The organism is Blastococcus sp. CT_GayMR19 (assembly GCF_004570385.1).
Classification (GTDB): domain Bacteria; phylum Actinomycetota; class Actinomycetes; order Mycobacteriales; family Geodermatophilaceae; genus Blastococcus_B.
The window spans coordinates 114707-137715 of sequence record NZ_SPQL01000007.1; the positions used below are offsets into that span (position 1 = coordinate 114707).

Annotated in this window: 22 protein-coding genes; 7 read left to right on the forward strand and 15 right to left on the reverse strand. The window is 71.4% G+C overall.

The window, feature by feature from the left end:
* Window positions 1–16: 16 nt before the first annotated feature.
* From E4P39_RS11645 to E4P39_RS11665, 5 genes are all read right to left on the reverse strand, one after another.
* Window positions 17–1312 (reverse strand): MFS transporter, encoded by a 1296-nt coding sequence (locus tag E4P39_RS11645; protein WP_135136745.1) that lies wholly within the window; start codon window positions 1310–1312, stop codon window positions 17–19.
* A 1-nt stretch (window position 1313) separates the two neighbouring features.
* The gene (locus tag E4P39_RS11650) at window positions 1314–2468 is read right to left on the reverse strand and encodes an ABC transporter ATP-binding protein (protein WP_135136746.1); all 1155 of its coding nucleotides are present in this window, start codon (window positions 2466–2468) and stop codon (window positions 1314–1316) included.
* 73 nt (window positions 2469–2541) lie between these two features.
* Window positions 2542–4296 carry an iron ABC transporter permease gene (locus E4P39_RS11655; protein ID WP_135136747.1) on the reverse strand — a complete coding sequence of 585 codons (1755 nt, stop codon included), beginning with the start codon at window positions 4294–4296 and terminating at the stop codon, window positions 2542–2544.
* A gap of 120 nt (window positions 4297–4416) precedes the next feature.
* On the reverse strand, window positions 4417–5538 hold the full coding sequence (locus tag E4P39_RS11660) for an extracellular solute-binding protein (RefSeq protein ID WP_135136748.1): 1122 nt from the start codon (window positions 5536–5538) through the stop codon (window positions 4417–4419).
* A 53-nt stretch (window positions 5539–5591) separates the two neighbouring features.
* Window positions 5592–6734 carry an ABC transporter substrate-binding protein gene (locus E4P39_RS11665; RefSeq protein ID WP_135136749.1) on the reverse strand — a complete coding sequence of 381 codons (1143 nt, stop codon included), beginning with the start codon at window positions 6732–6734 and terminating at the stop codon, window positions 5592–5594.
* Between the two features lie 379 nt (window positions 6735–7113).
* On the opposite strand from E4P39_RS11665, the gene E4P39_RS11670 reads away from it, so the two are divergent.
* The 4 genes from E4P39_RS11670 to E4P39_RS11685 all read left to right on the forward strand — a co-directional run bounded on the left by E4P39_RS11670 (window position 7114) and on the right by E4P39_RS11685 (window position 11378).
* Entirely contained in the window at window positions 7114–8418 is a 1305-nt protein-coding gene (locus E4P39_RS11670) for an MFS transporter (protein ID WP_167761807.1), read from the forward strand.
* A gap of 118 nt (window positions 8419–8536) precedes the next feature.
* Window positions 8537–9748: a cupin domain-containing protein gene (locus E4P39_RS11675; protein WP_209306491.1), complete on the forward strand. Its 1212-nt coding sequence runs from the start codon at window positions 8537–8539 to the stop codon at window positions 9746–9748.
* Window positions 9749–9825: 77 nt separating this feature from the next.
* The gene (locus tag E4P39_RS11680) at window positions 9826–10923 is read left to right on the forward strand and encodes an MFS transporter (RefSeq protein ID WP_135136751.1); all 1098 of its coding nucleotides are present in this window, start codon (window positions 9826–9828) and stop codon (window positions 10921–10923) included.
* Window positions 10920–11378: an isoprenylcysteine carboxylmethyltransferase family protein gene (locus tag E4P39_RS11685; protein ID WP_135136752.1), complete on the forward strand. Its 459-nt coding sequence runs from the start codon at window positions 10920–10922 to the stop codon at window positions 11376–11378. The genes E4P39_RS11680 and E4P39_RS11685 overlap by 4 nt, the downstream gene beginning before the upstream one ends.
* On the opposite strand, the gene E4P39_RS11690 is transcribed toward E4P39_RS11685, so the two are convergent.
* Entirely contained in the window at window positions 11375–12067 is a 693-nt protein-coding gene (locus E4P39_RS11690) for a class II aldolase/adducin family protein (protein ID WP_135136753.1), read from the reverse strand. The two genes, E4P39_RS11685 and E4P39_RS11690, sit on opposite strands and share 4 nt — an antisense overlap.
* 158 nt (window positions 12068–12225) lie before the next feature.
* Here E4P39_RS11690 and E4P39_RS11695 point away from each other — a divergent pair, with 158 nt between their 5' ends.
* Window positions 12226–13476 carry an FAD-dependent oxidoreductase gene (locus E4P39_RS11695; RefSeq protein ID WP_135136754.1) on the forward strand — a complete coding sequence of 417 codons (1251 nt, stop codon included), beginning with the start codon at window positions 12226–12228 and terminating at the stop codon, window positions 13474–13476.
* A gap of 12 nt (window positions 13477–13488) precedes the next feature.
* Here E4P39_RS11695 and E4P39_RS11700 read toward each other — a convergent pair whose 3' ends face one another.
* Genes E4P39_RS11700 through E4P39_RS11725 form a run of 6 tightly spaced genes read right to left on the reverse strand, consistent with a single transcriptional unit; the run spans window position 13489 to window position 19108 of the window.
* Window positions 13489–14370, reverse strand: coding sequence for an amidohydrolase family protein (locus tag E4P39_RS11700; RefSeq protein WP_167761809.1), 882 nt, complete (start codon window positions 14368–14370; stop codon window positions 13489–13491).
* Between the two features lie 49 nt (window positions 14371–14419).
* On the reverse strand, window positions 14420–15247 hold the full coding sequence (locus tag E4P39_RS11705) for a dienelactone hydrolase family protein (protein ID WP_135136756.1): 828 nt from the start codon (window positions 15245–15247) through the stop codon (window positions 14420–14422).
* 31 nt (window positions 15248–15278) lie between these two features.
* Window positions 15279–16268, reverse strand: coding sequence for an ABC transporter substrate-binding protein (locus E4P39_RS11710; RefSeq protein WP_135136757.1), 990 nt, complete (start codon window positions 16266–16268; stop codon window positions 15279–15281).
* 4 nt (window positions 16269–16272) lie between these two features.
* A complete protein-coding gene (locus tag E4P39_RS11715) occupies window positions 16273–17289 on the reverse strand; it encodes an amidohydrolase family protein (RefSeq protein WP_135136758.1) in 1017 nt (338 codons plus the stop codon).
* Window positions 17286–17990 (reverse strand): 4-carboxy-4-hydroxy-2-oxoadipate aldolase/oxaloacetate decarboxylase, encoded by a 705-nt coding sequence (locus E4P39_RS11720; protein ID WP_135136759.1) that lies wholly within the window; start codon window positions 17988–17990, stop codon window positions 17286–17288. The genes E4P39_RS11715 and E4P39_RS11720 overlap by 4 nt, the downstream gene beginning before the upstream one ends.
* Window positions 17987–19108 carry an alcohol dehydrogenase catalytic domain-containing protein gene (locus E4P39_RS11725; protein WP_135136760.1) on the reverse strand — a complete coding sequence of 374 codons (1122 nt, stop codon included), beginning with the start codon at window positions 19106–19108 and terminating at the stop codon, window positions 17987–17989. The genes E4P39_RS11720 and E4P39_RS11725 overlap by 4 nt, the downstream gene beginning before the upstream one ends.
* A 129-nt stretch (window positions 19109–19237) precedes the next feature.
* On the opposite strand from E4P39_RS11725, the gene E4P39_RS11730 reads away from it, so the two are divergent.
* Window positions 19238–20185, forward strand: a complete 948-nt coding sequence (locus tag E4P39_RS11730; RefSeq protein WP_209306492.1) for an ABC transporter substrate-binding protein — start codon at window positions 19238–19240, stop codon at window positions 20183–20185.
* A 25-nt stretch (window positions 20186–20210) separates the two neighbouring features.
* Window positions 20211–20666, forward strand: coding sequence for an RpiB/LacA/LacB family sugar-phosphate isomerase (locus E4P39_RS11735; RefSeq protein ID WP_209306493.1), 456 nt, complete (start codon window positions 20211–20213; stop codon window positions 20664–20666).
* 23 nt (window positions 20667–20689) lie between these two features.
* Here E4P39_RS11735 and E4P39_RS11740 read toward each other — a convergent pair whose 3' ends face one another.
* The 3 genes from E4P39_RS11740 to E4P39_RS11750 form a co-directional block, all read right to left on the reverse strand.
* Window positions 20690–21553 carry an alpha/beta hydrolase gene (locus tag E4P39_RS11740; protein ID WP_209306494.1) on the reverse strand — a complete coding sequence of 288 codons (864 nt, stop codon included), beginning with the start codon at window positions 21551–21553 and terminating at the stop codon, window positions 20690–20692.
* Between the two features lie 40 nt (window positions 21554–21593).
* A complete protein-coding gene (locus tag E4P39_RS11745) occupies window positions 21594–22427 on the reverse strand; it encodes a 3-methyl-2-oxobutanoate hydroxymethyltransferase (RefSeq protein WP_135136763.1) in 834 nt (277 codons plus the stop codon).
* 83 nt (window positions 22428–22510) lie between these two features.
* Window positions 22511–23008, reverse strand: a complete 498-nt coding sequence (locus E4P39_RS11750; RefSeq protein ID WP_135136764.1) for a 3-methyl-2-oxobutanoate hydroxymethyltransferase — start codon at window positions 23006–23008, stop codon at window positions 22511–22513.
* Window position 23009 lies beyond the last annotated feature (1 nt).

The window sequence follows — 23009 nt, forward strand, 5'->3', positions numbered from 1 at the left end:
CGGGGCGGGCGGATCGTCAGGTGGCGCGCCGGGTCTCCCCGGAGACGGGCCGGGCGTCCGGCGGGGCCACCGGTTCCACCGGCTCGTCCTCGGAGTCGTCGACGCCCTGGTAGTCGCGGACGACGTTGGGCCGGGAGGCGAACCCCAGCGCCACCAGCATCGGCCCGAACCCGCCGATCGTCAGCGCGACCATCGGGCCGACGACGCCGGCGAACGCACCCATCACGACGTCCCCGATGGCCGGGCCACCCCGGGAGGACATCTGGTAGAACGCCGTCACCCGGCCGCGGAGCTCGTCCGGGGTGTCGATCTGCACGGCCGCGTGCCGGATGGTCGTGGCCATGGCGTCGAACGACCCGAGGAGCAGCGCCGCGCCGACCGCGAGCCAGACCGTCGGGGACTGGGCGAGCAGGATCGCCGCGATGCCGTAGAGGAAGGTCGCGCCCAGCAGCACCCTGCCCTGCCGGCGCGAGTCCTTGACCACCCGGAAGATCGTGTACGTGGCCAGCAGCGCCCCCGCGGACGGGGCGCTGGAGAGGATCCCGTAGCCGGTGGCGCCGATCGCGAGCACGTCGGTCGCGATCGCCGGCAGGAGGACCCGGTAGGCCGAGAGCACCGTCGCCGACAGGTCCAGCGCCATGAGGCTGGTGATCAGCGGCCGCCGGACGACGTACCGCGCGCCCTCGGCGATGCTGCCGAAGATCGACCCGGCCGCGGCCCCCGTGGGCTTCAGCCGCGGCACCCGGACGAACGCCAGGACGACGATCAGCAGGGCGTAGGTCACCGCGTCGACCGCGTACATCAGCCCGGGGCCGCTGACCGCGATGAGCACGCCGGCCAGCAGGGGGCCGAGGAGCACGGCCACCTCGCGGGAGGGGTTCAGCAGCGCGATGGCCTCACCGATGTGCTTCTTGCCGACGATGGCCGGGATCAGCGCCTGCCGGGCCGGCTGGTCGAACGTCGCCGCCGCCGTGGTGAGCAGCACGCTGAGCACCACGTGCCAGGCCTCGACCACGTCGGTGAACGTGGCGACCGCCAGCCCCAGGGCGACGACCAGCGACACGGCCTGGGCCACCTGGAGCAGCCGCCGCCGGTCGTAGCGGTCGGCCAGGGCGCCGCCCAGCGGGCTGAGCAGCAGCAGCGCCACCGCCTGACCGGCCCCCACCAGCCCGGTGTAGGCGATGGAGTCGGTCAGCGCGTAGACGTGGAAGAAGTTCGCCGCGACCGTGCCGCGGGTGCCGATCTGGCTGAGGACGACCCCGGACCAGTAGAGGTCGAAGTCGCGGTTCTTCAGGACCTCCGGCAGCGGCACCTCAGCCGACCGGGACGAGGGAGATCTTCGTCGGGTCGAGCTGGAGGTAGACCTGCGTCCCCGGCTCGAACGACACCGACGGGTTCACCCGGGCGCGGATCTCGTGCTTGTCCACGGCGACGACGTGGTCGACGGCGTCACCGAGGAAGGCGCGCGCCACGACCGTGCCGTGCCACTCGTTGGGCACCTGGCCCGCGCGGCTCTCGGTCGAGAGCTCGACCGCCTCGGGGCGGATCGAGACGACGACGTCCGAGCCGGTGGGGAGGTCGGAGCCGGACTCGATGAAGAGCCTGCCGTTGGTCGTGTCGACGGAGTGCTGCCCGCCCTGCGCGGAGCCGACGGTGCCCGGGATGAAGTTCGACGTGCCGATGAACTCGGCGACGAACTTGTTGCTCGGGCTCTCGTAGACCTCGCGCGGCCGGCCGAGCTGGACCACCCGGCCGTGCTCCATGACGGCGATGTGCGTGGAGAGCGCCAGCGCCTCGACCTGGTCGTGGGTGACGTAGACCGAGGTGATGCCCAGCTCGCGCTGCAGCCGCTTGAGCTCGTAGCGCAGCGACTCACGCAGCTTGGCGTCGAGGTTGGACAGCGGCTCGTCGAGCAGCAGCAGCGGCGGCTGGATGACCAGCGCCCGGGCCAGCGCGAGGCGCTGCTGCTGACCGCCGGACAACTTGGTCGCCTGGCGCCCGGCCTGCGGGGAGAGCTCCATCGTGGCGAGCACCCGCTCGACGCGCTCCGCGATCTCCGCCTTGGACGGCCGGTCGGCACGCTTGCGCACCTGCAGGGGGAACGCGACGTTGTCGAACACGGTCATGTGCGGCCAGATGGCGTAGGACTGGAAGACCATCCCCAGACCGCGCTGGTTCGCGGGCATGTTGACCGCGCGGTCGCCGCCCTTGACGCCGCCGGAGAACATCACCCGGTCGCCCACCGTGATCGTCCCGCTGTCGGGCTTTTCGAGGCCGGCGATGGAGCGCAGCGTCGTCGTCTTCCCGCAGCCCGACGGGCCGAGCAGGGTGAACAGCTCACCCTCCTTGACCTCGAAGCTCACGTCGTTGACGGCGAACACCGCCGCATGACCCTCCTGGGCCTTGTTCTTCTTGCCCCGTGCCTTCTCACCGGCGAAGGACTTGACGAGGTGGTCGATGCGAAGCATGGCGGTTCTGGTCCTTTCCGACCGTTACGCGTTCGGGGGGAGCGGCTGGGGGGTGGTGTGCCGGTCGAGCGGCTCAGTCCTCACGCAGACCGACCTTGGCGCCGAGCTTGTAGGCGATCGTGACCATGATCACGAGCGCCACCACCATGAGCACACCGATCGCGGCGAGCACGTTGAACGACCCGTTCTCGAACTGCTCCCAGATGAGGATCGACAGCACCTCGTTGCCCGGGCTGTACAGGAGCAGCGAGCTCGACAGCTCGCGGAAGCTGACGACCAGGATGTAGACGAAGCCGGCCATGATGCCGGGCGAGAGCAGCGGCAGGAGCACGCGGCGGAACGTCGTCCACCAGCTGGCCCCGCTCACCTGCGCCGACTCCTCCAGCTCGCTGGAGATCTGCGTCATCGACGTGGTCGCGTACCGCATGCCGTAGGGCATGTACTTGGTGCAGTAGGCGATCAGCAGGATGAGCAGCGTCCCGTAGATCGGGATGGGGCTGCGCAGGTAGACGAAGGAGATCGAGACACCGAGCACGATGCCGGGGATGACCAGCGGCACGAAGCTCAGCTGCTCGACGATGCCGCGCCCGGGGATCGTCGACCGGACCGAGATCCAGGCCGCGATGGACATCAGCGCCATGACGATCACGGCGGCGCTGATGCCGAGGACCAGGCTGTTCACGAGCGCCCGGCCGGCGGAGTCCATCTCGAAGACCTGGCGGAAGTTGTCGAGGGTGAACGAGGCGAACGCCTCGGCGGACGGCGCCTGGTAGTAGGGCAGCAGCGCGGCGTAGATCAGCACCAGCAGCGGGCCGACGACGGTGGCGAAGAAGTAGATCAGGATGCCGGCGCCGACGACGGGCCGCCACTTGCCCAGGTCCAGCGGCCGCGGGCGGAAGCCCTTGCCCGTGACGGTCTGGTAGGTCTTGGTGCCCCGGCCGGCGAGCAGCCGGGCGATGATCACGCCGATGACGGCGATGGCGAGCAGGCTGACCGCCAGCGCACCGGCGGCCTGCAGGTCCCGCGGATAGCTGCGGAAGACGAAGTAGATGCGGCTGGTGAAGACGTAGATGCCGTTCTGGAGCCCGAGCAGCGCGGGCACCTCGAAGCTCTCGAGGCTGGTGATCAGGATGACCAGGACGGAGGACAGCAGCGCCGGCCGGACCAGCGGCAGGGTCACCCGGCGCAGGGTCTGGAGCCGGGTGGCGCCCGACATCAGGGCCGACTCCTCCAGGGAGGGGTCCATCGACCGGAAGGCCGCCACCATCAGCAGGAAGACGATCGGCGAGGAGTGCAGCCCCTCGACCCAGATCATCCCCCAGATGCTGAAGATGTTGAACGGGGCCGTGCCGAAGACGGGCTCCAGGAAGTTGTTGAGCAGCCCGATCTGCGGGCTGGCCAGGAAGATCCAGGAGACCGTGTAGAGGATGCCGGGAACGATCAGCGGCACGATCGACGCGGCGAAGAACAGCGCCTTGAACGGCACCGCCGTCCGAACGTTGAGGTACGCGAGCGTGGTGCCCACGGTCAGGGACAGGAATGCCGAGCCACCGGCGAAGGCCAGCGAGTTGCCCCACAGCTCGCCCATCCGGCCGGAACCGTAGGCGCGCTCGAACCCGCCGAGGTCGAAGCCCTCGGCGTCGAAGAAGGTGCCCCAGAGCAGGTAGCCGAGGGGCACGAGAGCCAGGTAGCCGATCGCTGCGGCGACGCCGGCGACGATGAAGAACTTGGGGGACAGCGGCAGCTTCCTCCGCGAGGGGGAGGCGCCCGTCGAGCCGGTCGGCTCGGTCCGCTCCTCGGCCCGTACCGGAGGGCTGGTCAGCGTCATCGGGGGAAAGGCTCCTCGATCAGGTCTCGGCGTGGTGCGGTGGCGGAACGGACGGCGCGACGGCGCGGAACGCCGGACCGGGGCGGCGCCGTGACGCGCACGGCACCGCCCCGGCGGGGATCACTCGATCGTCTCGGCGCCCGCGAGCAGCTCGTCGTACTTCGCGCTCCACTCGTCGCCCTGCTCGAGCAGCCGCTCGCTGTCGACCGCGACGAGCTCGGCGCCACCCAGCGCGTCACCCTCGGCGATGGCCGGGGTCAGCTCCAGGTCGGCGATGACCTGCTGGCCCTCCTCGAGCAGCCAGTCCATGAACAGCATCGCCGTGGCGGGGTTCTCCGCGTTCTTCATGCAGCTGCCGCCGTTGGGGCGGGCGATGACCGGGCTGACGTAGGGCTGGGTCTCCACGGGAGCTCCGGCCGCCTTCGCCGCCTCGACGATGTAGCTGTAGTTCGACGCCGCGACGCCGAACTGACCGGCGCTCATGAGCTCGGCCATCACCGTGTGGCCCTTGACCACCACGGCGCCGTCGACCATGTCGGCGAAGAGCTGGTCGATCTCCTCCTGGCTCTTGCCCTCCGAGAGCCACAGGTCGGTCAGCCCGAGGTACCAGTCGTAGTCACCGAGCTCGAGGGCCAGCTGGCCGTCGTACTTCGGGTCGGCGAGGTCCTCCCACGAGGTCGGGACCATGTCGCCGCTGATGATGTTGGTGTTCCAGCTCGGGGCGAAGAGGTTGAACCGGGTCGAGGTCCAGGCCTCGGACTGGCCGGCCTCGGGCACCTGGTCGATCAGCTCCTGCGCCACGCACTGGGCCATGACGCCCTCCTTCTGGAGCGCGCCAAGCTCGCTGCCGTTCGTCTCGACGACGTCGTTGCCCGGGAAGCCCGCGTCCTGCTCCTGCAGGATGCGCTGCAGGACGGTCTCCGAACCCGCGCGGTAGACGTTGACGTCGATGTCGAAGGTGTCGGTGAACGCCTCGGACACGGAGTCGAGGATGTCGGCGTTCATCGAGGTGTAGAGGTTGAGGCCGTTCTCCTCCGCGGCGAGCTCGACCAGGCGGTCGCGCCGCTCCTGGCCGGAGAGGCCGCCGATCTCCTCGTAGAGCTCCTCGGCCTTGGTGGGGCCGCTGTCGGCGTTGTCGCCGCTGTCGGCCGACGGCGAGGTCGGGCTGCCGCCACACGCGGCGAGGACGAGGACGGTGCCGGCCGCGAGGGCAGCGCGGGCGACGGTGCGGGACTTCCGCATGGGGTGGGTCTCCTTCTGGTTGTCAGAACTGATGCGGGCCGTACGGCGCCGGCTCAATCGATGGCCTGGCCGTTGGCGAGGAGGTCCTCGTAGGCCTTGTTCCAGGTGTCGGGGTCCTCGAGCAGCTTCTCCTCGGGGACGGCGAAGGTCTCGAACGCGCTGAGCGGGTTGTCGGTGCCTTCGACCGAGCCGATCCGGAAGGCCTCCTTGAACACGTCCTGGCCACCGGTCAGCTCGAAGTCGACGAAGAGCATCGCGGCGCACGGGTTCGTGGCGGTCTTGACCAGCCCGATGCCGTTGGGCCGGGAGATGATCGGCTGCACGGGCTCACCGCTGGCGGGCCGCCACGCGACGGGGGCACCCTCGGCGGCGGCCTTGTCGACCGTGTGGCTGTAGAGGGAGACGCCGACGTCGAACTGGCCGGCGGAGAGCAGCTCGCCCTGGACGGTGTGACCCTTGACGACCTGGGAGTTCGAGGCCAGGCGGGTCATCAGGTCGGTGTACTCGTCCTCGCTCATCCCCTGCTCGTCGACGTAGTAGTCGTGCAGTGCGGTGAACCAGTCGACGTCGCCGACCTCCATCGAGATCCGGCCCTTCCACTCGGGACCGGCCAGCTGCTCCAGCGAGGTCGGCTCCTCGCCGGGCTTCACGTTGTCGGTGTTCCACCCGACGACGAAGGCGTTGAACCGCGTGGCGGTCCAGCCCTCGGACTGCCGGCCCTGCTCCAGGACGGAGTCGCGCAGCTCGCTCTCGTACGGGTGGAGCAGGCCCTCCTGGTCGGCGACGCCGAGCTCGAGCGCGTTCGTCTCGAAGACGTCCGCCCCGTAGTAGCCCGCCTCGTCCTCCTGCAGGAGGCGCTGGAGGACCGACTCGGAGCCGGCACGGTAGTTGTTGACCTCGATGTCGTACTCATCGCTGAACACGTCGATCAGGTCTTCCATGTCCGTGTTGGACGTGTAGACGTTGAGCTGGCCCTCCTCCTCGGCGCAGGCCACGAGCTCGTCGGTGCGCTCCTGGCCGCTCATGCCGTTGAACTTGGCGTAGGTCTCCGCCGCCGCGACGGCGAGGTCCGAGTCCTCCCGGCCGCTGCCGCTGTCCCCGCTGCTCGGGGAGGCGGTCGGCGCCCCCCCGCACGCGGCGAGCATGAGGGTGGCCGCGACCGCAGCGGCGGTCCGAGTGGCGACGAGAGAACGCATCGATGGTCTCCTGCGGGGAAAGGACGGCCAGGGCCGGGAACGGCTGTGCACCGTGGTGATGCAGCTTACAGCTCGTTTGGTGTGATGGTCCTACCATTCACCCGCTGATCGACACAAGACCGTCAACAAGTCGATACCTCAGCGTGACCTGCGCCACGGGCGCTGCCCGGGACGCGGCGGGGCCGAGGGCCGGGCGTCGCCGCGTGGCGCGACCCGGCGTGGTTCGAGGTCCGGCGGGACGACGCCGGTTCGCGGGTCCCCTGGCGGTTCGGCGCGATCCGCCGGGCCGATGGTCTTACCATTCGGCGACACGGGAGGAAGCCACCAGCATGAGCAGCACGTGCCCCACCCTCCCCGAGCACCGCCCGTCGACTGCGGCATGAGGCGCGCTCGAGCGGCGGTCCGCCACGCCCGCGACCGGACGTTCCGGTCCCTCCGGGAACCGAACTACCGGCGCTACTTCACCGGTCAGGCGGTGTCGGTCGCCGGCACGTGGATGCAGCGCGTCGCCCAGGACTGGCTGGTGCTCACGCTGACCGGCAGCGGAGTGGCGCTCGGCATCGCCACGGCGCTCCAGTTCGGCCCCCTGCTGGTGCTCGGGCTGTGGGCCGGGGCCGTCGTCGACCGCCTGAACCGCCGCCGTCTGATCATCGTGACCCAGACGATCCAGGCGGTGCTGGCGGCGACACTGGCGGTGCTGACCCTCACCGGCACGGTCGAGCTGTGGATGGTCTACGCGCTGGCGCTGGCACTCGGGATCGTCAACGCCTTCGACACCCCCGCCCGCCAGGCGTTCGTGGGCGAGATGGTGGAGCCGGAGAACTACGTCAACGCCCAGGCCCTGAGCTCGACGATCCACAACGCCGGGCGACTGGTCGGCCCCGCGATCGCCGGCATCCTGATCGCGACGACGGACGTCGGGGTGGCGTTCGCGGTGAACGCGTTGTCCTTCGTCGGCGTCCTCATCGGCCTGCTGCGGATCGACGCGGCCAGCCTCCGGCCGGTCACGGTGCCCGAATCCGGCAAGGGCGCCGCCCGCGCCGGCCTGCGCTACGTCCTCGCCAAGCCCGAGCTCCGGGCGGCGCTGCTGCTGATCGGCGTCATCGCGCTCTTCGGGCAGAACTTCCGGGTGGTCCTGCCGCTGCTGGCCCAGGACACGTTCCGGAGCGGCGCGGAGGTCTACGGGTACCTGACCGCGGCGCTCGGGCTCGGGGCGGTGGTGGGCGCACTGTTCAGCGCCTCCCGCGAGACGGCCACGTCCTGGGGGCTGCTGCTGTCCTGCATGGCCTTCGGCGCGATCAACCTGGTGGCCGCGGCCGCGCCGAGCCTCACCGCCGCCTACCTGGCGATGGCCGCGATCGGCTTCGCGAACATCATCGTCAACACGCTGGGCCGGACGGTCCTGCAGCTCGGCACCGACCCGAGCATGCACGGCCGGGTGCTCGCGCTGCACGGGCTGGTCTTCCTGGGCTCCACGCCGATCGGCGGGCCGTTGCTCGGCTGGATCTGCGAGACGTTCGGCGCCCGCGCGGGCCTCGTCGTCGCCGGGGGGACGGCGCTGGCCGCCGCCGTCGTCCTGCTGCCCCGCCTGCGGCGGCTGAGGCGGGCCCCTGCGCCCGAGCCCGAGCCCGAGCAGGCGAGCGAGTCGCCCCCTGCCGATCCCGTTCCCCGGCCGGCGGCCTGACGGCTCTCGGAGGGCCGGAGCGCCGGTGGAACGGCGCCTCCCACCCTGTGACTAATGGTATGACAATTGTCCCACCGGGCTGTTACGGTACGGCTGTCCACCCGCCCCGGAAACGGGAGTGTGTGAGCAGCCGCTCCGTCCTCGGACCGGCCTGCACCGCACCGCCCCTCGTCGCCCCGGCGGCGGCCGCACGATCGGCCTGCCCGGCCTGCTGACCGGGCTCGCCGCAGAGATCCACACGCTGACCGCCGGGGCACCCGGCGGCGCACTGCCGGCCGTCGGAGCCGGGGAACAGGAGTTCGCATTGGCTAAAAAGGGACGCGTCTTCGTCCGCGGACTGACCTCGGAGACCTACGGTCTCGGTCACTTCCGCAAGGCACAGCTGGCCGCCGAGCGCGTGCGTGACGACTCGGTCGTCGTGGACGACGCCAAGGTCGGGCACTCCGGCGACTCGGAAGCGTCGCGCACCTGGTGGCGCATCGGGCCCGGGGACGAGGACTTCCTCACCCAGACCCTGCAGGTCCACTTCGTGGAGCTGCCCCCGCAGAGCTCCAACCACGGCCACGGCCACCAGAACGAGGCCGCGTTCTACATCCTCGAGGGCGCCGGCTACGAGATCCACGACGACATCCGGTACGACTGGAAGGCCGGCGACCTGGCCTTCGTGCACACCGACTCGGTGCACCGGCACTTCAACCCCTACGACGAGAAGGCCGTCGCCCTCGTCATCAAGGCGAAGTGCACCTGGATGTTCATGGGCCTGATCCAGCAGGGCCGCAGCGGCCCGATCGAGCGCGAGGACGAGTTCGGCCCCCGCGAGGACTGGTCGGCCATCTGGACCGAGGGCGTCGTCGACCGCCAGAAGATCGTCACCCCCGAGGACGGCACCTGGGAGGTGACGCCGCTGGGCAACGTGCGGCAGATGGTCAACAAGGAGCTCACCCACCTCCGCCAGTTCGGCGTCGACATCTACGAGCTGAAGATCCCCGCGGGGAGCCGCTCGGGCAAGCACTGGAAGATGGCCGACGAGGTCGACTACGTGCTCGAGGGCGAGGGCTACTCGCTGCACTGGGAGGTGCAGGAGGAGATCGCGGAGAAGTACTACGCCCGCATCGCCAAGGAGCCCACGCGCCACGAGATCCGCAAGGGCGACACGCTCTACGTCCCGCAGAACACTGTCGTCCAGCACTTCGCCGCGGACGGCTCGGAGCTGCGCCTGCTCGCGTCGCAGAACCGCATCTTCAAGCACCTCGGCTACGACAACGTGCACTACTTCGAGGACGCACCCGAGTACACGGCTGAGCTCAGCTCCGTCCCCGCTCAGGTCTGAGTCCCCTGGTGGCGGCGTCGCGGGCGGGACGGAGGTTCGTCCCGTCCCGCGACGCCGCTGCATCGAACGCCGGTGCGGTGATCTTCTCCTTCGCACTCGGCATCGCCACCGTGGCGGTGCCCCTGCTCGCCCTGCGGGCCGGCTACTCCGCAGCGGAGATCGGCGCCGTCACGGCGGTCTCGGCCGTGGCCCAGATGGCCACCCGGCTCAGCCTCGGTCCCGCCATGCGCCGCTGGCCGGACTGGACCCTCATCACCGCCGCCGGTGTCCTGCTCACGGCCAGCAGCGGGCTCATGGCCCTGTCGGCGGCCGTCGTCCCCCTGGTCGTCGCCAACCTCCTGCAGGGGGCGGCACGGGCCTGCTTCTTCACCGGCACGCAGACACACGTGGTGCGCGGTCCGGGGCGGGCCGTCGGTGCGCTGGCGACGACGAACTTCGTGGGGAGCCTCGGCCTCCTCGCCGGCCCCGCGGTCGCCGGGCTGCTGTCCGAGCGGACGCCCGTCCTCGCGCTGGCCGTGGCCACCGGGGCCGCGGCCCTCGGCATCGTCCCGACCTTCCTGCTGGACCGCCTGCCTCCCTTCTCCCCGCCGGCCGACCGGCCCCGCGGCCAGATCTGGCGCCGGCCCGGGGTGAGCATCGGCTGCTGGGCGGGCGTGACCGCCGGATCCTGGCGCGGGCTGCTCAGCTCCTTCATCCCCGTCGCCCTGGATTCCGCCCGCCACTCCTCCTCGACCATCGGCATGCTGGTGACGATCGCCAACGGCGCCGCGCTCGCCGGAGCCGGCATCGTCGGCCGGGTACGCGAGCGCGGCACGCGCTGGGCCTACGTAGTCGGCACGCTCGCGGCGGGCATCGGCACGGCCCTCGCCGTCGCACTGGCGGACGACGTCCTGCTCGCCGCCCTCGTGCTGGCCCTCAGCGGTCTCGGCGCGGGCGCACTCCAGACCGTCGGCCCGGCGATCGCCACGGACTCCGTGCACCCGGAGGAACGGGGCGAGGCGATCGCCGCAGCCGGTACGTTCCGCGCCGCCGCGCTGTTCGCCGCCCCGCTGGCCGTCTCCGGGCTCGTCGGGGCCATCGCGCTGGCACCGGCGATGGCCCTCGTCGGGGCGGCGATGACCGTGCCCGCCCTCGCGTTGCGCACGCGACGCCACGTCCCGGAGGCCGCGGTATGAGGCCGTCGCTGCGCAGCACCTCGACCCGGACCTTCGCGGCCGTCCCCGCCGTCGTCCTGGCGGAACAGGCGATGTCCCGGCGACCGCTCCGCCTCGCCTGGGCCCCGGTGATGGCCTGGGGCTACCTGCAGTACCGGCTCGCCGGCACGTACCGGATCACCCGCGCCGGTGGCCCTCCCGGCATGTCCCAGGGGCAGCCGGAGCGGCTGGTGACGACGGGGATCTACGCGCACACCCGCAACCCGATGTACATGGGACACCTGATCTTCCTGACCGGCCTGACCCTGGCGACCCGGTCGCCACTGTCCCTGGCCGTGACCGCGGGCCTGGTGCACTGGTTCGACGAGCGGGCCCGCACGGACCACCGACGGCTCACCACCATCTTCGGCGAGCCGTACGGGGAGTACGCCGCGCGCGTCCCCCGCTGGCTCCCCCGCCTGCCGACCGACCGCTAGTGGCGGTCCAGGCGGCGGACCAGGTAGTCCCACGCACCCCGCAGCATGGCGTCGGAGTAGCAGTGCTCCCGCTTGGACAGCGACTCCTCCGGAGAGGACCAGCTCGCCAGTTCGCCGGCCGCCATCGCGGTGAGCTGCATCTGGCAGGCGCGGTCGAGCAGGTAGGCCGTGATCGTGGCCGTCGCCACGTCCGCGGCGGCGACGACGATCCCGTGGTTGACCAGCAGGCAGGCGTTGCGGTCGGCGAGCGTCTCGGCGACCTGCTCCCCCAGTGCGGCGGTCAGGATGAGGTCGGTGGTCGCGGTGAACCGCGCCAGGTCGTCCGGGACGAACAGGTTCGCCTCGTGCGAGATCGGCCGCAGGGGGACCCCGAGGGAGCCCAGCGCCACGGCGGCCGGCGAGTGCGTGTGGATGACGCTGCCGACGTCAGTGCGCCGCCGCATGGCCTCCGTGTGGATCGGGTACTCGGCGTGCCGGCGCCCCTCCCCCTCCAGCACCTCGCCGTCCCAGGAGACGAGGATGACGTCCGCGGGGCGGACCTCCTCGAAGCCGAGCCCGGACGCCTTCATCCACACCCCGCGGCCCTCGGGATCCCGGGCGGAGACGTGCCCCCAGATGAGGTCGCCCTGACCGGCGTCGCCCAGCACGCGACAGCCGAGCGAGACCAGTCCGCGCAGGTCCTCGGTCATGCGGGGCCTCCTGTAGTCCTGAGAGAGTGCTGCGGATCCGCGCACGTCGAACACTGTGACACAGACGACGCCGATGGTAGAATGGTAAGTCCATTATTCTCCGGGGTCAGAGGGAAGCCGATGTCACGCCTGAGTCCGTTTCCGTCCCCCCGCGCCCGATGAGCGGCACGGTGATCGTCGGGGCGAGCCAGGCCGGCGTGCAGCTGGCGATGTCCCTGCGGGAACTCGGCTACACGGCCCCGATCACCATGGTCGGTGCGGAGGCCTACCCCCCGTACCAGCGGCCCCCGCTCTCGAAGGAGTTCCTGACCGGCACGGCCGGCCACGAGTCGCTCTCCTTCCGCACGGCCGCCTTCTACGCCGACGCCGGCATCGAGCTGATCTGCGGTGAGCGGGTCGTCGATCTCGCCCTGCCCGCCGACGGCCGATCGGGCCTCGCCCGGACGGCCACCGGCCGCGAGCTGGCCTTCGACCGGCTCGCACTCACGGTCGGGGCGCGGCCGCGACGGCTGACCGTCCCGGGTTCCGACCTCGACGGCATCCTCTACCTGCGCGACGTCGACGACGCCCAGCAGTTGCGCACCCGCCTGGCGGGCGCCTCGCGCGTGGTGGTCGTGGGCGGCGGCTTCATCGGGCTCGAGGCGGCCGCGGTCGCCCGGGCCCAGGACAAGGACGTGACGGTCGTCGAGGCCGCGGACCGGCTGATCGCGCGCGCCGTGGCCCCCGTCGTGTCGGAGTTCTACCGGCAGGCCCACGAGCGCCGCGGGACCACCGTCCTGCTGTCCACGGCGGTGGCGGGGTTCAGCGGTACCGACGGCGCCGTGACCGGCGTGCTCCTGGCCGACGGCACCGAGCTCCCGGCCGACCTGGTGATGGTCGGCGTGGGCGTGCTGCCGCGGACCGAGCTCGCCGAGCAGCTGGGCCTGGAGTGCGACGGCGGGATCGTGGTCGACGCCTACGCGCGCACCAGCGAGTCGTCGGTGGTGGCGGCCGGCGACTGCACGGTCCTCCCCCACCCGCTCACCGGCGAGGGCCGGGTCCGCCTCGAGTCGGTGCACAACGCGGTGCACCAGGCCGCCGTGGCCGCCGCCACCCTCGTCGGCGCTCCGGCCGAGACCCGCTCGGTGCCGTGGTTCTGGTCGAACCAGGGGCAGCTGCGCCTGCAGATCGCCGGGCTGTCGGCGGGCTTCGACTCGTTCGTCGTCCGCGGGAACACCGACGACGAGAAGTTCTCCGTCCTCTACTACCGGGACGGCGAGCTGCTGGCCGTCGACGCCGTGAACAACCCGGTCGACTACATGGTGGTCCGCAAGGCGCTGACGCAGGGCGTGTCGATCCCGGCCGACCTGGCCGGCGACAGCTCGACCCCCCTCAAGACCCTGCTCGCGGCCGCCGCGGTCCCGGGCTGACCGCCGGGCGCCTCAGGACGGCGTCGCCACCCGGTCCTCGAGGCCGAAGAGCTTCACCGCGTTGTCGAGCATGATCTTCTGGCGGACCTCCGGCTTGAGCGGCAGCTCCTCGAAGTCGGCCAGCCAGCGCTCCAGCGGCAGGGACGGCGAGTCCGACCCGAACAGCGCCTTGTGCGGGATCACGCTGTTCACCTGCTGCACGAGCTCCGGCGGGAAGTACCTCGGCGACCAGCCCGAGAGGTCGATGTAGAAGTTCGGCTTGTGCCGCGCGATCGCCAGGCTCTCCGCCGTCCACGGCCAGGAGGGATGGGCGCAGATGATCGTCAGGTCGGGGAAGTCGGCCGCGACGTCGTCCAGCAGCAGGGGCTGGCAGTACTTCAGCTTCACGCCTCCACCGCCGGGCGTGCCGGACCCGGCGGCGGCGTAGCCGCTGTGGAACAGGAGCACGAGGCCCTGACGCTCGGCTTCCTCCCACAGCGGGTAGAAGCGCCGGTCGTTGGGATAGAAGTGCTGCCGGGCGGGGTTCAGCTCGCCGATCCCGACCAGGCCCATCTCCTTCATCCGCACGATCTCCCGGCGGGCCAGCTCGCCCTGCCACGGGTCGATCGCGCCCATGCCCAGGAAGACGTCGGGGAACTGCTGCACGGTCTCGGCGAGAAAGTCGTTGGGCACGGGCGGCAGGCCGGTGATGGTCACGTCGGTGCTGTTGACCAGCACGGCCATCATCTCCTTGCTGCGGTACAGCTCGGCCTGCTCCTCCACCGAGGTGTTCTTCGCCTCCCGCTTGAAGTAGCGGGCCTTCTCCTCGAACCTCCGGACCGCGTCGGGCCCCTGGAGGGCCCGGGCCCGCGCGTCGTGGACGTGGGTGTGGACGTCGATGCCCTTGAGCGTCACAGGAGTCCTCTCGTCGTTCGTGGGCCCGTCGATGGCGTCGACCCGCGGGTCAGCGGCTGGTGAGCCACCGGTCGAGCCAGCGGACGGCGGCGTCCTCCGCCTCGCGGGCCGCCCCGGGGGAGTAGCGGTCGGGATTGGTGTCGTTGTGGAAGGCGTGCCCGGCGCCCTCGAGGACGAGCGGCTCGAAGGTCTTGCCGTGCCGGTGCATGGCCTCCCGGATGGCCGGCAGCATCGACGTGATCCGCGAGTCGGTCTCGCCGTAGACGGCCAGCACGGGCGCCTGGATGCCCGGGACGGCCGCGAGGTCGGGGGTCGGGCCGTAGAAGGGGACCCCGGCGGAGAGCCGCGGCTCCTGGGTGAGCACCCGCCAGGCGACGCCACCGCCGTAGCAGAACCCGAGGATGCCCAGCCGGTCGCTCCGCACGTCCTCCTGCCCGGCGGCCCAGTCCAGCGTGGCCCGGACGTCGGCCACGACGTCGGCGGCGTCGATGATGGCCAGCGCCGCCGTCACGTCCGCCTGAGTGGCGAAGGACCCCGTGCCGCCCAGCCGGCTCAGCAGGTCGGGGGCGACGGCCACGAAGCCGGCCACGGCCAGGCGCCGCGCGACGTCGGTGATGTACGGGACCAGGCCCTTGTTCTCGTGCACGACCACGACCGCCGGTGCGGGCCCGCCCCCGCGCGGCCGGGCCACGTAGGCCTCGACCTCGCCGTCCCCACCCGGGAAGCGGACCGTCGCCGCATCGACCGCGGACTCCGGCACGTGCACCGCCGGGTCGCCCGGATAACCGGTGTCCCCGTCGGTGGAGGCCGACGCTCCGCCGCCGGGCAGCGTCGCGTCCTCCTCGAGCTCGGACTCGAGATAGCTCTTGAGATCCATCGGGGGTGGTCCCTCTCGCCGCAGCGGTGGGTCAGATGACGAAGTTCTCCAGCGACTCCGGGGCGAACAGCTCGGCCGGCGAGTACTGGCGCCGGGACAGCCCCTGGTCGTGGTGGTACCGCAGGAAGGTCTCCAGCACGTGCCGGTTGGCCTCCAGCCCGTAGGACCAGTAGTCCTCGCCGAGCAGCGCGCGGGCCTCCTCGAGGCCGGGGATCAGCCACGGCAGCATGAACCGCAGCGCCGAGGCGTCGTAGAGCTCGGCCGCGGCCTTCTTCTTGGCCAGCCCCAGGGCCTTGGTGAGCGACTGCGCCACCCACCGGTGCTGGTCGTAGAGGTCCCGGCGCACGACGACGACGTGCATGATCGGGAAGATCCCGGTGTCGGCGAAGTACTGCTTCTCGGCCGCGACGGGGTCGGGGAACAGCCGGCGCACGGTGCCACCGGGGACGAAGGACGACGGCACCCGCGGGCCCTGGAAGGCGTCGATCTCACCGTCGGCGAGCATCGCCGCGAGGGTCTTGTCGCCCGCGATCGGCTGGATGCGGATGCGCTCGCCGAGGTCGACGGCGGCCTTCTCGATCCGGCCGGGCGTCTCCTGGCCCCCGGTGCGGTACTCCACCGAGTCGACCGGCACCCCGTAGTGGTCGGCCAGGGTGCCGCGGATCCAGACGTTCGCGGTCAGCTGCCACTCCGGCGTGCCGACCACCTTGCCGCGCAGGTCCGCCGGCTTCTCGATGCCTGCGCTCTCGTGCACGAAGATGCCCGCGTGCCGGAACTGCCGGGAGGTGTAGACCGGCAGCGCCACGAACGGCGGCTCGTCGAGGTCGAGGGACTTGACGTAGGACGACAGCGACATCTCCGCCACGTCGAACTCCCGGTGCCGCAGCATCCGGAAGAAGGTCTCCTCGACGGGCAGCCGCAGGTACGTGAGGTCGATGCCGTCGGGCCGGACCGTGCCCTCCTCGAGGGCCCTGGTCCGGTCGTAGTCGCCGCAGGCGAAGGTCAGCTGCAGTCGGGACATCCGGTCATCTCCCCGCTTCCATGAGGCGTGCGTCGAGACGGGGGTACACGCGTCGCGCGTTGCCCTCGAAGATCGCCTGCCGCTGCCCGTCGTCGAGCGTCGCCCCGTCGAGGTACTTCTTGGTGTCGTCCCACTCGATCCCGGTCTCCGGGTCGGCGCCGCGGACCGCGCCGAGCATCTCGGAGGCGAACAGGATGTTCTCCACCGGGATCACGCGGGTGAGCAGGTCGATGCCCGGCTGGTGGTAGACGCAGGTGTCGAAGAAGACGTTGCGCAGCAGCTCGGCGGGGTCCTGCCAGCCGTTGCGCATGGCCAGCCCGCGGTAGCGGCCCCAGTGGTAGGGAACGGCGCCCCCGCCGTGCGGGATCACGAGCCGCAGCGTCGGGAACCGCTCGAACAGGTTCCCCTCGAGGAACTGCATGAACGCCGACGTGTCGGCATTGAGGTAGTGCGCGCCGAGCGCGTGGAAGTTGGGATTGCACGAGCTGGACACGTGCACCATCGCGGGCACGTCGAGCTCCACCAGCGCCTCGTACACCGGGAACCAGTACGGGTCGGTGAGCGGCGGCGAGGTCCAGTTGCCGCCGGACGGGTCGGGGTTGAGGTTGGCTCCGACGAAGCCGCGTTCCCCGACGCAGCGGCGCAGCTCGGCGACGACGTCGTCCTGGCTCCCGCCGGGGGTCTGCGGCAGCTGGCAGACCCCTGCGAAGTGCTCCGGGTAGAGGTCGGCGATGCGGGCGACCAGGTCGTTGCTGGACCGGGCCCAGGCCACGGCGGTAGCCGGGTCGGGCACGTGGTGCCCCATGCCCGACGCGCGCGGCGAGAAGATCATCAGGTCGCCGCCGCGCTCGCGCAGGATGCGCAGCTGGTTCTGCTCGACGCTCTCGCGGAGCTCGTCGTCGCGAATGTTCTCCAGTTGCGGGGCAGAGTCCCCGTTCTCCAGGGCCGCGAGCTGGGCCTGGCGGAAGCGCGTGAGCTGCGACGGCTCGGTCGTGTAGTGGCCGTGGATGTCGATGATCAACGCTGCGGCTCCTGCTCGACGTAGGTCAGTCCCTTGGCGGCCAGCTTCGGGCGCATGTCGTTCATGTCCAGCCCGAGTTCGCCCGCGCGGTAACGCTCCCGGATGCCGGCCTCCCGCTCCTCGCGGGCCAGCGCCGCCTCGAGCACCTGGCGGGCGCGTCCGCGGGGGACGACGACGACGCCGTCGTCGTCGGCCACCACGACGTCGCCGGGCTCGATCCACTGGCCGGCGCAGACCACGCCCACGTTGACGCTGCCGAGGGTCTCCTTGACGCAGCCGAACGCGCACACGTGCCGCGACCAGACGGGGAAGCGCATCCCGGTCAGGTCGGCGACGTCCCGGCAGCCGCCGTCGATGACCAGGCCGCGCACCCCACGGGCCTGGACGGAGGTGGCCAGCAGGTCACCGAAGTAGCCGGCCTGCGACGGCGTGGTGGGTGCGACGACCAGGACGTCGCCCTCGGCGCACTGCTCCACGGCGACGTGGATCATCCAGTTGTCGCCCGGGGGCACGCTGACCGTCACCGCCGTCCCGGCGATGCGCGCGCCGACGTAGATGGGCCGCAGCGCCGGGTCGAGCAGGTGGGTGCGGGCCTGCGCCTCGTGGACGGTCGAGACGCCCAGCCGCGCGAGCCCGTCGACGACCTCGGAGTCGGCCCGCGCGATGTTCGTGACGACGACGTTCCCCCGGACGGCGCTCACGAAGCGTCCTCGCCCCACGGGAGCATCGAGATGTGGATCGCGTCCTCGCCGGTCTCGCCGGCCAGGGTGCGGATCGCGTGGTCGACGTCGGCGAGGGGGAATCGGTGGGTGGCCAGCCGTTCCAGCGGGAAGCGGCCCGAGGCCAGCTGCTCGAGGGCCAGTTCGACGGAGCGGTAGCTGTGCCCCCGCGCGCTGGCCAGGGTGATGCACTTCTCGGTCATCTTCTTCAGCGGGAAGTCGGGGAAGGCCGCCTCCTCGCCCTGCGTGACCATGATCCCCTCGCGGCGCTTCATCGCGTCGATGCCGAGCAGCACCGGCGCGGTGCCCGCCCCGGAGGTGCAGTCGAGGACGACGTCGACCCCCTTGCCACCGGTGAGCTCCAGGACCCGCTCGAGCGCGTCGTCGGTCTGGACGTCGATGACCGCGTCGGCGCCGAGGTCCTTGCAGAGCTGCAGCCGCGTGGCGTCGCGCGTGGTGCCGGTGACGACGATCAGCGAGGCGCCGGCCTGCTTGGAGGCGACGACCTGCGAGAGGCCCTGCTGCCCGGGGCCCTGGATGAGCACGGTGGAGGCGTAGCCGACCTTGCCGGCGTTGAGCGCCCACTCGATGCCGTTGGACAGCGGCGTGACCAGACCGGCCAGCTCCGCGCTGACGCCGTCCGGGACCCGGTGCGTGACGGCGTTCCAGGGCAGGTACATGTACTGGGAGAAGCCGCCCCAGAGCCGCCCCGGGTTGTTCGAGGACGTGTAGCCGTAGCGGCGGGCTTCGGGATTGGTGCGCCAGTCGGTCATCTCGCAGTGCCGGTACTCACCGAGCCGGCACCACTCGCAGTGCATGCAGCCGACGTAGTGCTCGACGAAGATGCGGTCGCCCTCGGCCAGACCGTGGATCTTGGACCACTTCGCGCCGGCCTTCGCCACGATGCCGACGTTCTCGTGGCCCATGATGACCGGCTCGTCGATGGTGGGCTTGCGGTACAGCTTGACGTCGGTGCCGCAGATGCCGGCGACCTCGATCTTCAGCAGCGCCGCGTCGTCCGCGATGTCCGGCATCGGGAACTCGCGCATCTCGGTCCTGCCGGGCGCCGTCCGGACCGCCGCGAGCACCTGCTCTGCCATGCCTGATCCCTACTCCCGTAGCTGCTTCGGAAACCGCACCGTAGCTTAAGGTCTATTGGTCTGACCATGGTAGTTTCCCACCCTCCAAGCTCCGCCCCGGAGCCCCTACGAGCGAGCCGAGGCGATCGCGTGACCGAGCCCCTCCTCCGGACCGTCACCCGCACCCAGGGCAACAATGCCGCCCTGAAGGACGGGACGGTCACCCCGCACGGGTTCCGGTTCGACTTCGAGGAGATCCCGGTCCTCGTCCAGGGCTTCCGCCGGATGGTGCGCGAGCTGGAGTTCGACGTCAGCGAGATGGCCTTGACGACCTACCTCGTCGCGAAGGCGCACGGGGTGCAGTTCACGGCGGTGCCCGCGTTCCTGGTCCGCGGCTTCCACCACGGCGCCGTCTCCTACCGGGTCGGCTCCGGCATCCGGGGCCCGAAGGACCTCGAGGGCCGCAAGGTCGGCGTCAACCGCGGCTACACCGTGACGACCGGCGTCTGGGCCCGCGCCATCCTGGCCGAGGAGCACGGCGTCGACCTCGACTCGATCACCTGGGTGCTCTCCGGAGACGAGCACGTCGCCCAGTACCGCCCCCCGGCCAACGTGGTCCCGGTCGAGCCCGGCCGCACGCTGGAGCAGATGCTCGCCGACGGCGAACTGGCCGCCGTGATCGGCGTCGACATCGACTCCCCGGACGTCGCGCCGCTGATCCCCGACCCCGACGAGGCCGGCTTCGCGGCGCTGCGGGATCGCGGCCTGTACCCGATCAACCACCTCGTCGTCGTCCGGGACGAGCTGCTGCGCGAGCGGCCGGAGCTGGGTGAGCAGGTCTTCGACGCCTTCGCCCGGGCCAAGGCGGTCTACGTCGACCGGCTGCGGACCGGCTCGATCGACTCGCCGAACGCCACGGACCGGATGTACCAGCGGGTGATGGAGCTGACCGGCGCCGATCCGCTCCCCTACGGCATCGAGCCCAACCGGGCGGTGCTCGAGACCCTCATGAAGCACGCCGTGGACCAGCGCATCCTCGACCGGCCCCTGCCGCTCGACGAGGTGTTCGCGCCGGGCACCCTCGACCTGACCGCCTGACCGCCCGCGCCCGAGGAGATCCACGATGCGCATCGCCATCGCCGCCGACCACAACGGCGTCGTCCTCAAGGCGCTGTTCGTCACCTGGCTGACCGAGCAGGGGTACGAGGTCGACGACCGCGGTGCCGCCGACGAGTCGGAGGTCGTCGACTACCCGCCGCTGTGCGAGGACGTGTGCCGTCGCGTCGTCGCCGGGTCGGTGGACCGGGGCATCGTGATCGGCGGCAGCGGCTCCGGCGAGACCATCGCCTGCAACAAGATCCGCGGCATCCGGGCGGGGCTGTGCCCGGACGTGTGGCACACCGAGATATCGCGCGGGAACAACGATTCCAACGTCCTGGTGATCGGGGCGAAGGTCGTCGGACCCGAGCTGGCCGAGCAGATCCTGCGGACGTGGCTGGAGACGCCCTTCAAGGGCGACGTGCACCAGCGGCGCATCGACCAGATCGCCGCCCTGGAGCGCGGCGAGACGCTCCTCTGACCGGACGCCGTCCCTGAACGGTGTCAGGCGCGGGCCTGCTCCACCGAGTCGAGGAACTCGAGGATCCGCGCGGGGGCGGTCTGCTCCGTCTGCTCGGCGACCGGCACGTCCCAGTACTGCGCGAGAGGCAGGCACTCCTGCAGGTAGCGCGCGGCCGAGGGGGCATGGGACTCGTCCTGTCCCGGGACGATCAGCGCCGGGACGTCGAGCGCCAGCAGGTCCTCGGGCTCGGCGCCGGGCACCGTGTCGCGGTCGAACATGAGCCGCACCATGCCGGCCACCAGCACCCGGTAGCGCGCCGCGTCCCCCGCGGCGTACGCGGCGGCGAACGCCTCGTCGGTGCGCAGCACGCTGTTCCACGGGCCGACCCGCGGATCCTTCGTGAACGTGCCGCCGGACTCCCGGGCGAGCGCCACGACCGCGTCCAGCCCGTGCTCGTCGACGAAGGCCAGGTGCTGCTCGAACCGGGAGTGCTGCTTCATCCGGTACTTCACGCCGCCGGCCGGCGAGTACAGCACCAGCGACCGCACGCGCTCCGGATGCGCGACCCCGATCGCGGCAACCGCGGAACAGCCGACACAGCCGCCCATCAGGTGCGCCGACTCGAAGCCGAGCTCGTCGAGCAGCCCGACGCCCTGCCGGACGTAGTCCGGCCACGAGATGCGCTCCACCCGGCCGCCGGAGTGCCCGGACTCGCGCCGGTCGAAGGTGATGCACGTGTACCGCTGCGTCAGGTGGTCCAGCAGCGCGAGCCGCTTGTAGATGCCCACCGTCCGCCAGCTCTCCAGCGTGGAGTCGAACCCACCCGGCGAGAACATCAGCAGCGGCGGCCCGTCCCCGCTCACCTCGTAGCGCGTGCGGATCCCGTCGACGACGGCGGTGGGCACGGTGGCGTTCCTCTCGGGAGTGCGGTCGTCGGCGGGTCGGTCAGGAGGCGGGCGGGACGGGGATGCCGCCGGGCAGCTGCCGCGCGGCGCGGACGTCCTCGGCATAGGCCGTCATGGCCTCCAGGGTCAGCTGCGCGACGTTGACGTAGGTGTCCGGTGCGCCGTCGATCGCCGAGGCCGCGTAGCCGATCGCCGCGTTCACCATGCGCATCCGGCCGTCGAGCCACGGCCCACCACCGAAACCACCGACGACGGGGATGCCGACGGCCTCGGCGACGGCCGCACCCACGACCGGGCCGGAGTTGGTGAAGTTCAGCAGGGCGGCGCCCGCGTCCTCCAGCCGCTTGGCCTCGGCGACGAGCTCGTCCTTCAGCTCCACCGGCACCGCGTCGGCCGCCGAGGGGATGGACTTGTACTCGACGCCGTAGCGCAGCGCGGTCTGCGGCGTGATGCCGAACTGGGCGAACACCGGGATGCCGGCCCGCGTCACGGCCTCCACGGCGTCCAGGTAGTCCGAGGCCGCGTCGAGCTTGACCATGTCGACGCCGGCCTCCTTCACGAAGCGGATGGCGGCGCGGACGGCGCTGTCGGCGCCCTCCTGCAGGGGCCCGAACGGGAAGTCGACGCTGACCAGGGCCCGGCTCACCCCGCGCCGCACCGCCTTCGCGACGACGAGCATCTCCTCCATCGTCACCTCGAACGGGTTCGAGTGGCCCCAGAGGTTGACGCCGACCGTGTCGCCGACGGAGACGATCTCCACGCCGGCGCGGTCCACGATGCGCGCGATCTGGTAGTCCCAGGCGACGACGCCGACGATCTTGCGGCCCTCGTTCTTCATCTGCTGGAGGGTGCGCAGGCTGATCTTCTTGTCCATGTCGCCCTGTTCTCTCGTCGTCCTCGGGCCGTCGTCCGTCGGCTCCGTGCCCCGCCCGTACCCGAGGTCGGGCCGGGCGTCGCCTACACCCGGAGCGCGGTCAGCAGCTCGAGGAGGTCGCTCTCGTCCGCCGTCGGCAGCAGCACGCGCGCGTGCGGCCGCAGCGCGGCGACGGCCGCCGTCTGGGACCCGTCGCCGAGCACCAGGCCGGCTGTCATCACCGCCCGCTCCCAGCACGCCTTGCCGATCGCGTAGGCGCAGCCGGCGCCGGAGTCCTGGGTCGCGACCATGACGACGACGTGCGCGCCGTCGAGCTCGCTGCTCAGGACGGCGGGGGTGCCGTCGATGCTGCGGAGCAGGAACTCCCCGCCGGCGCCGGCGCCGGCAGGACCGGGCTCGCACACGAAGAAGCGGGCACCGGCCCACTCGTGCGCGGCGACCGACCGGAGGACCTCGGCCGCAGGCTCGTCGAGCGCGACGACCCGCGCGTTGCGGGACTCGACCGGCGCGTCGATGCGGAAGCGCGCCTCGGCGGCGGTGGCCGCGCGGGCGCAGCTGCTGAGACTCGTGTCGGCGGTCATC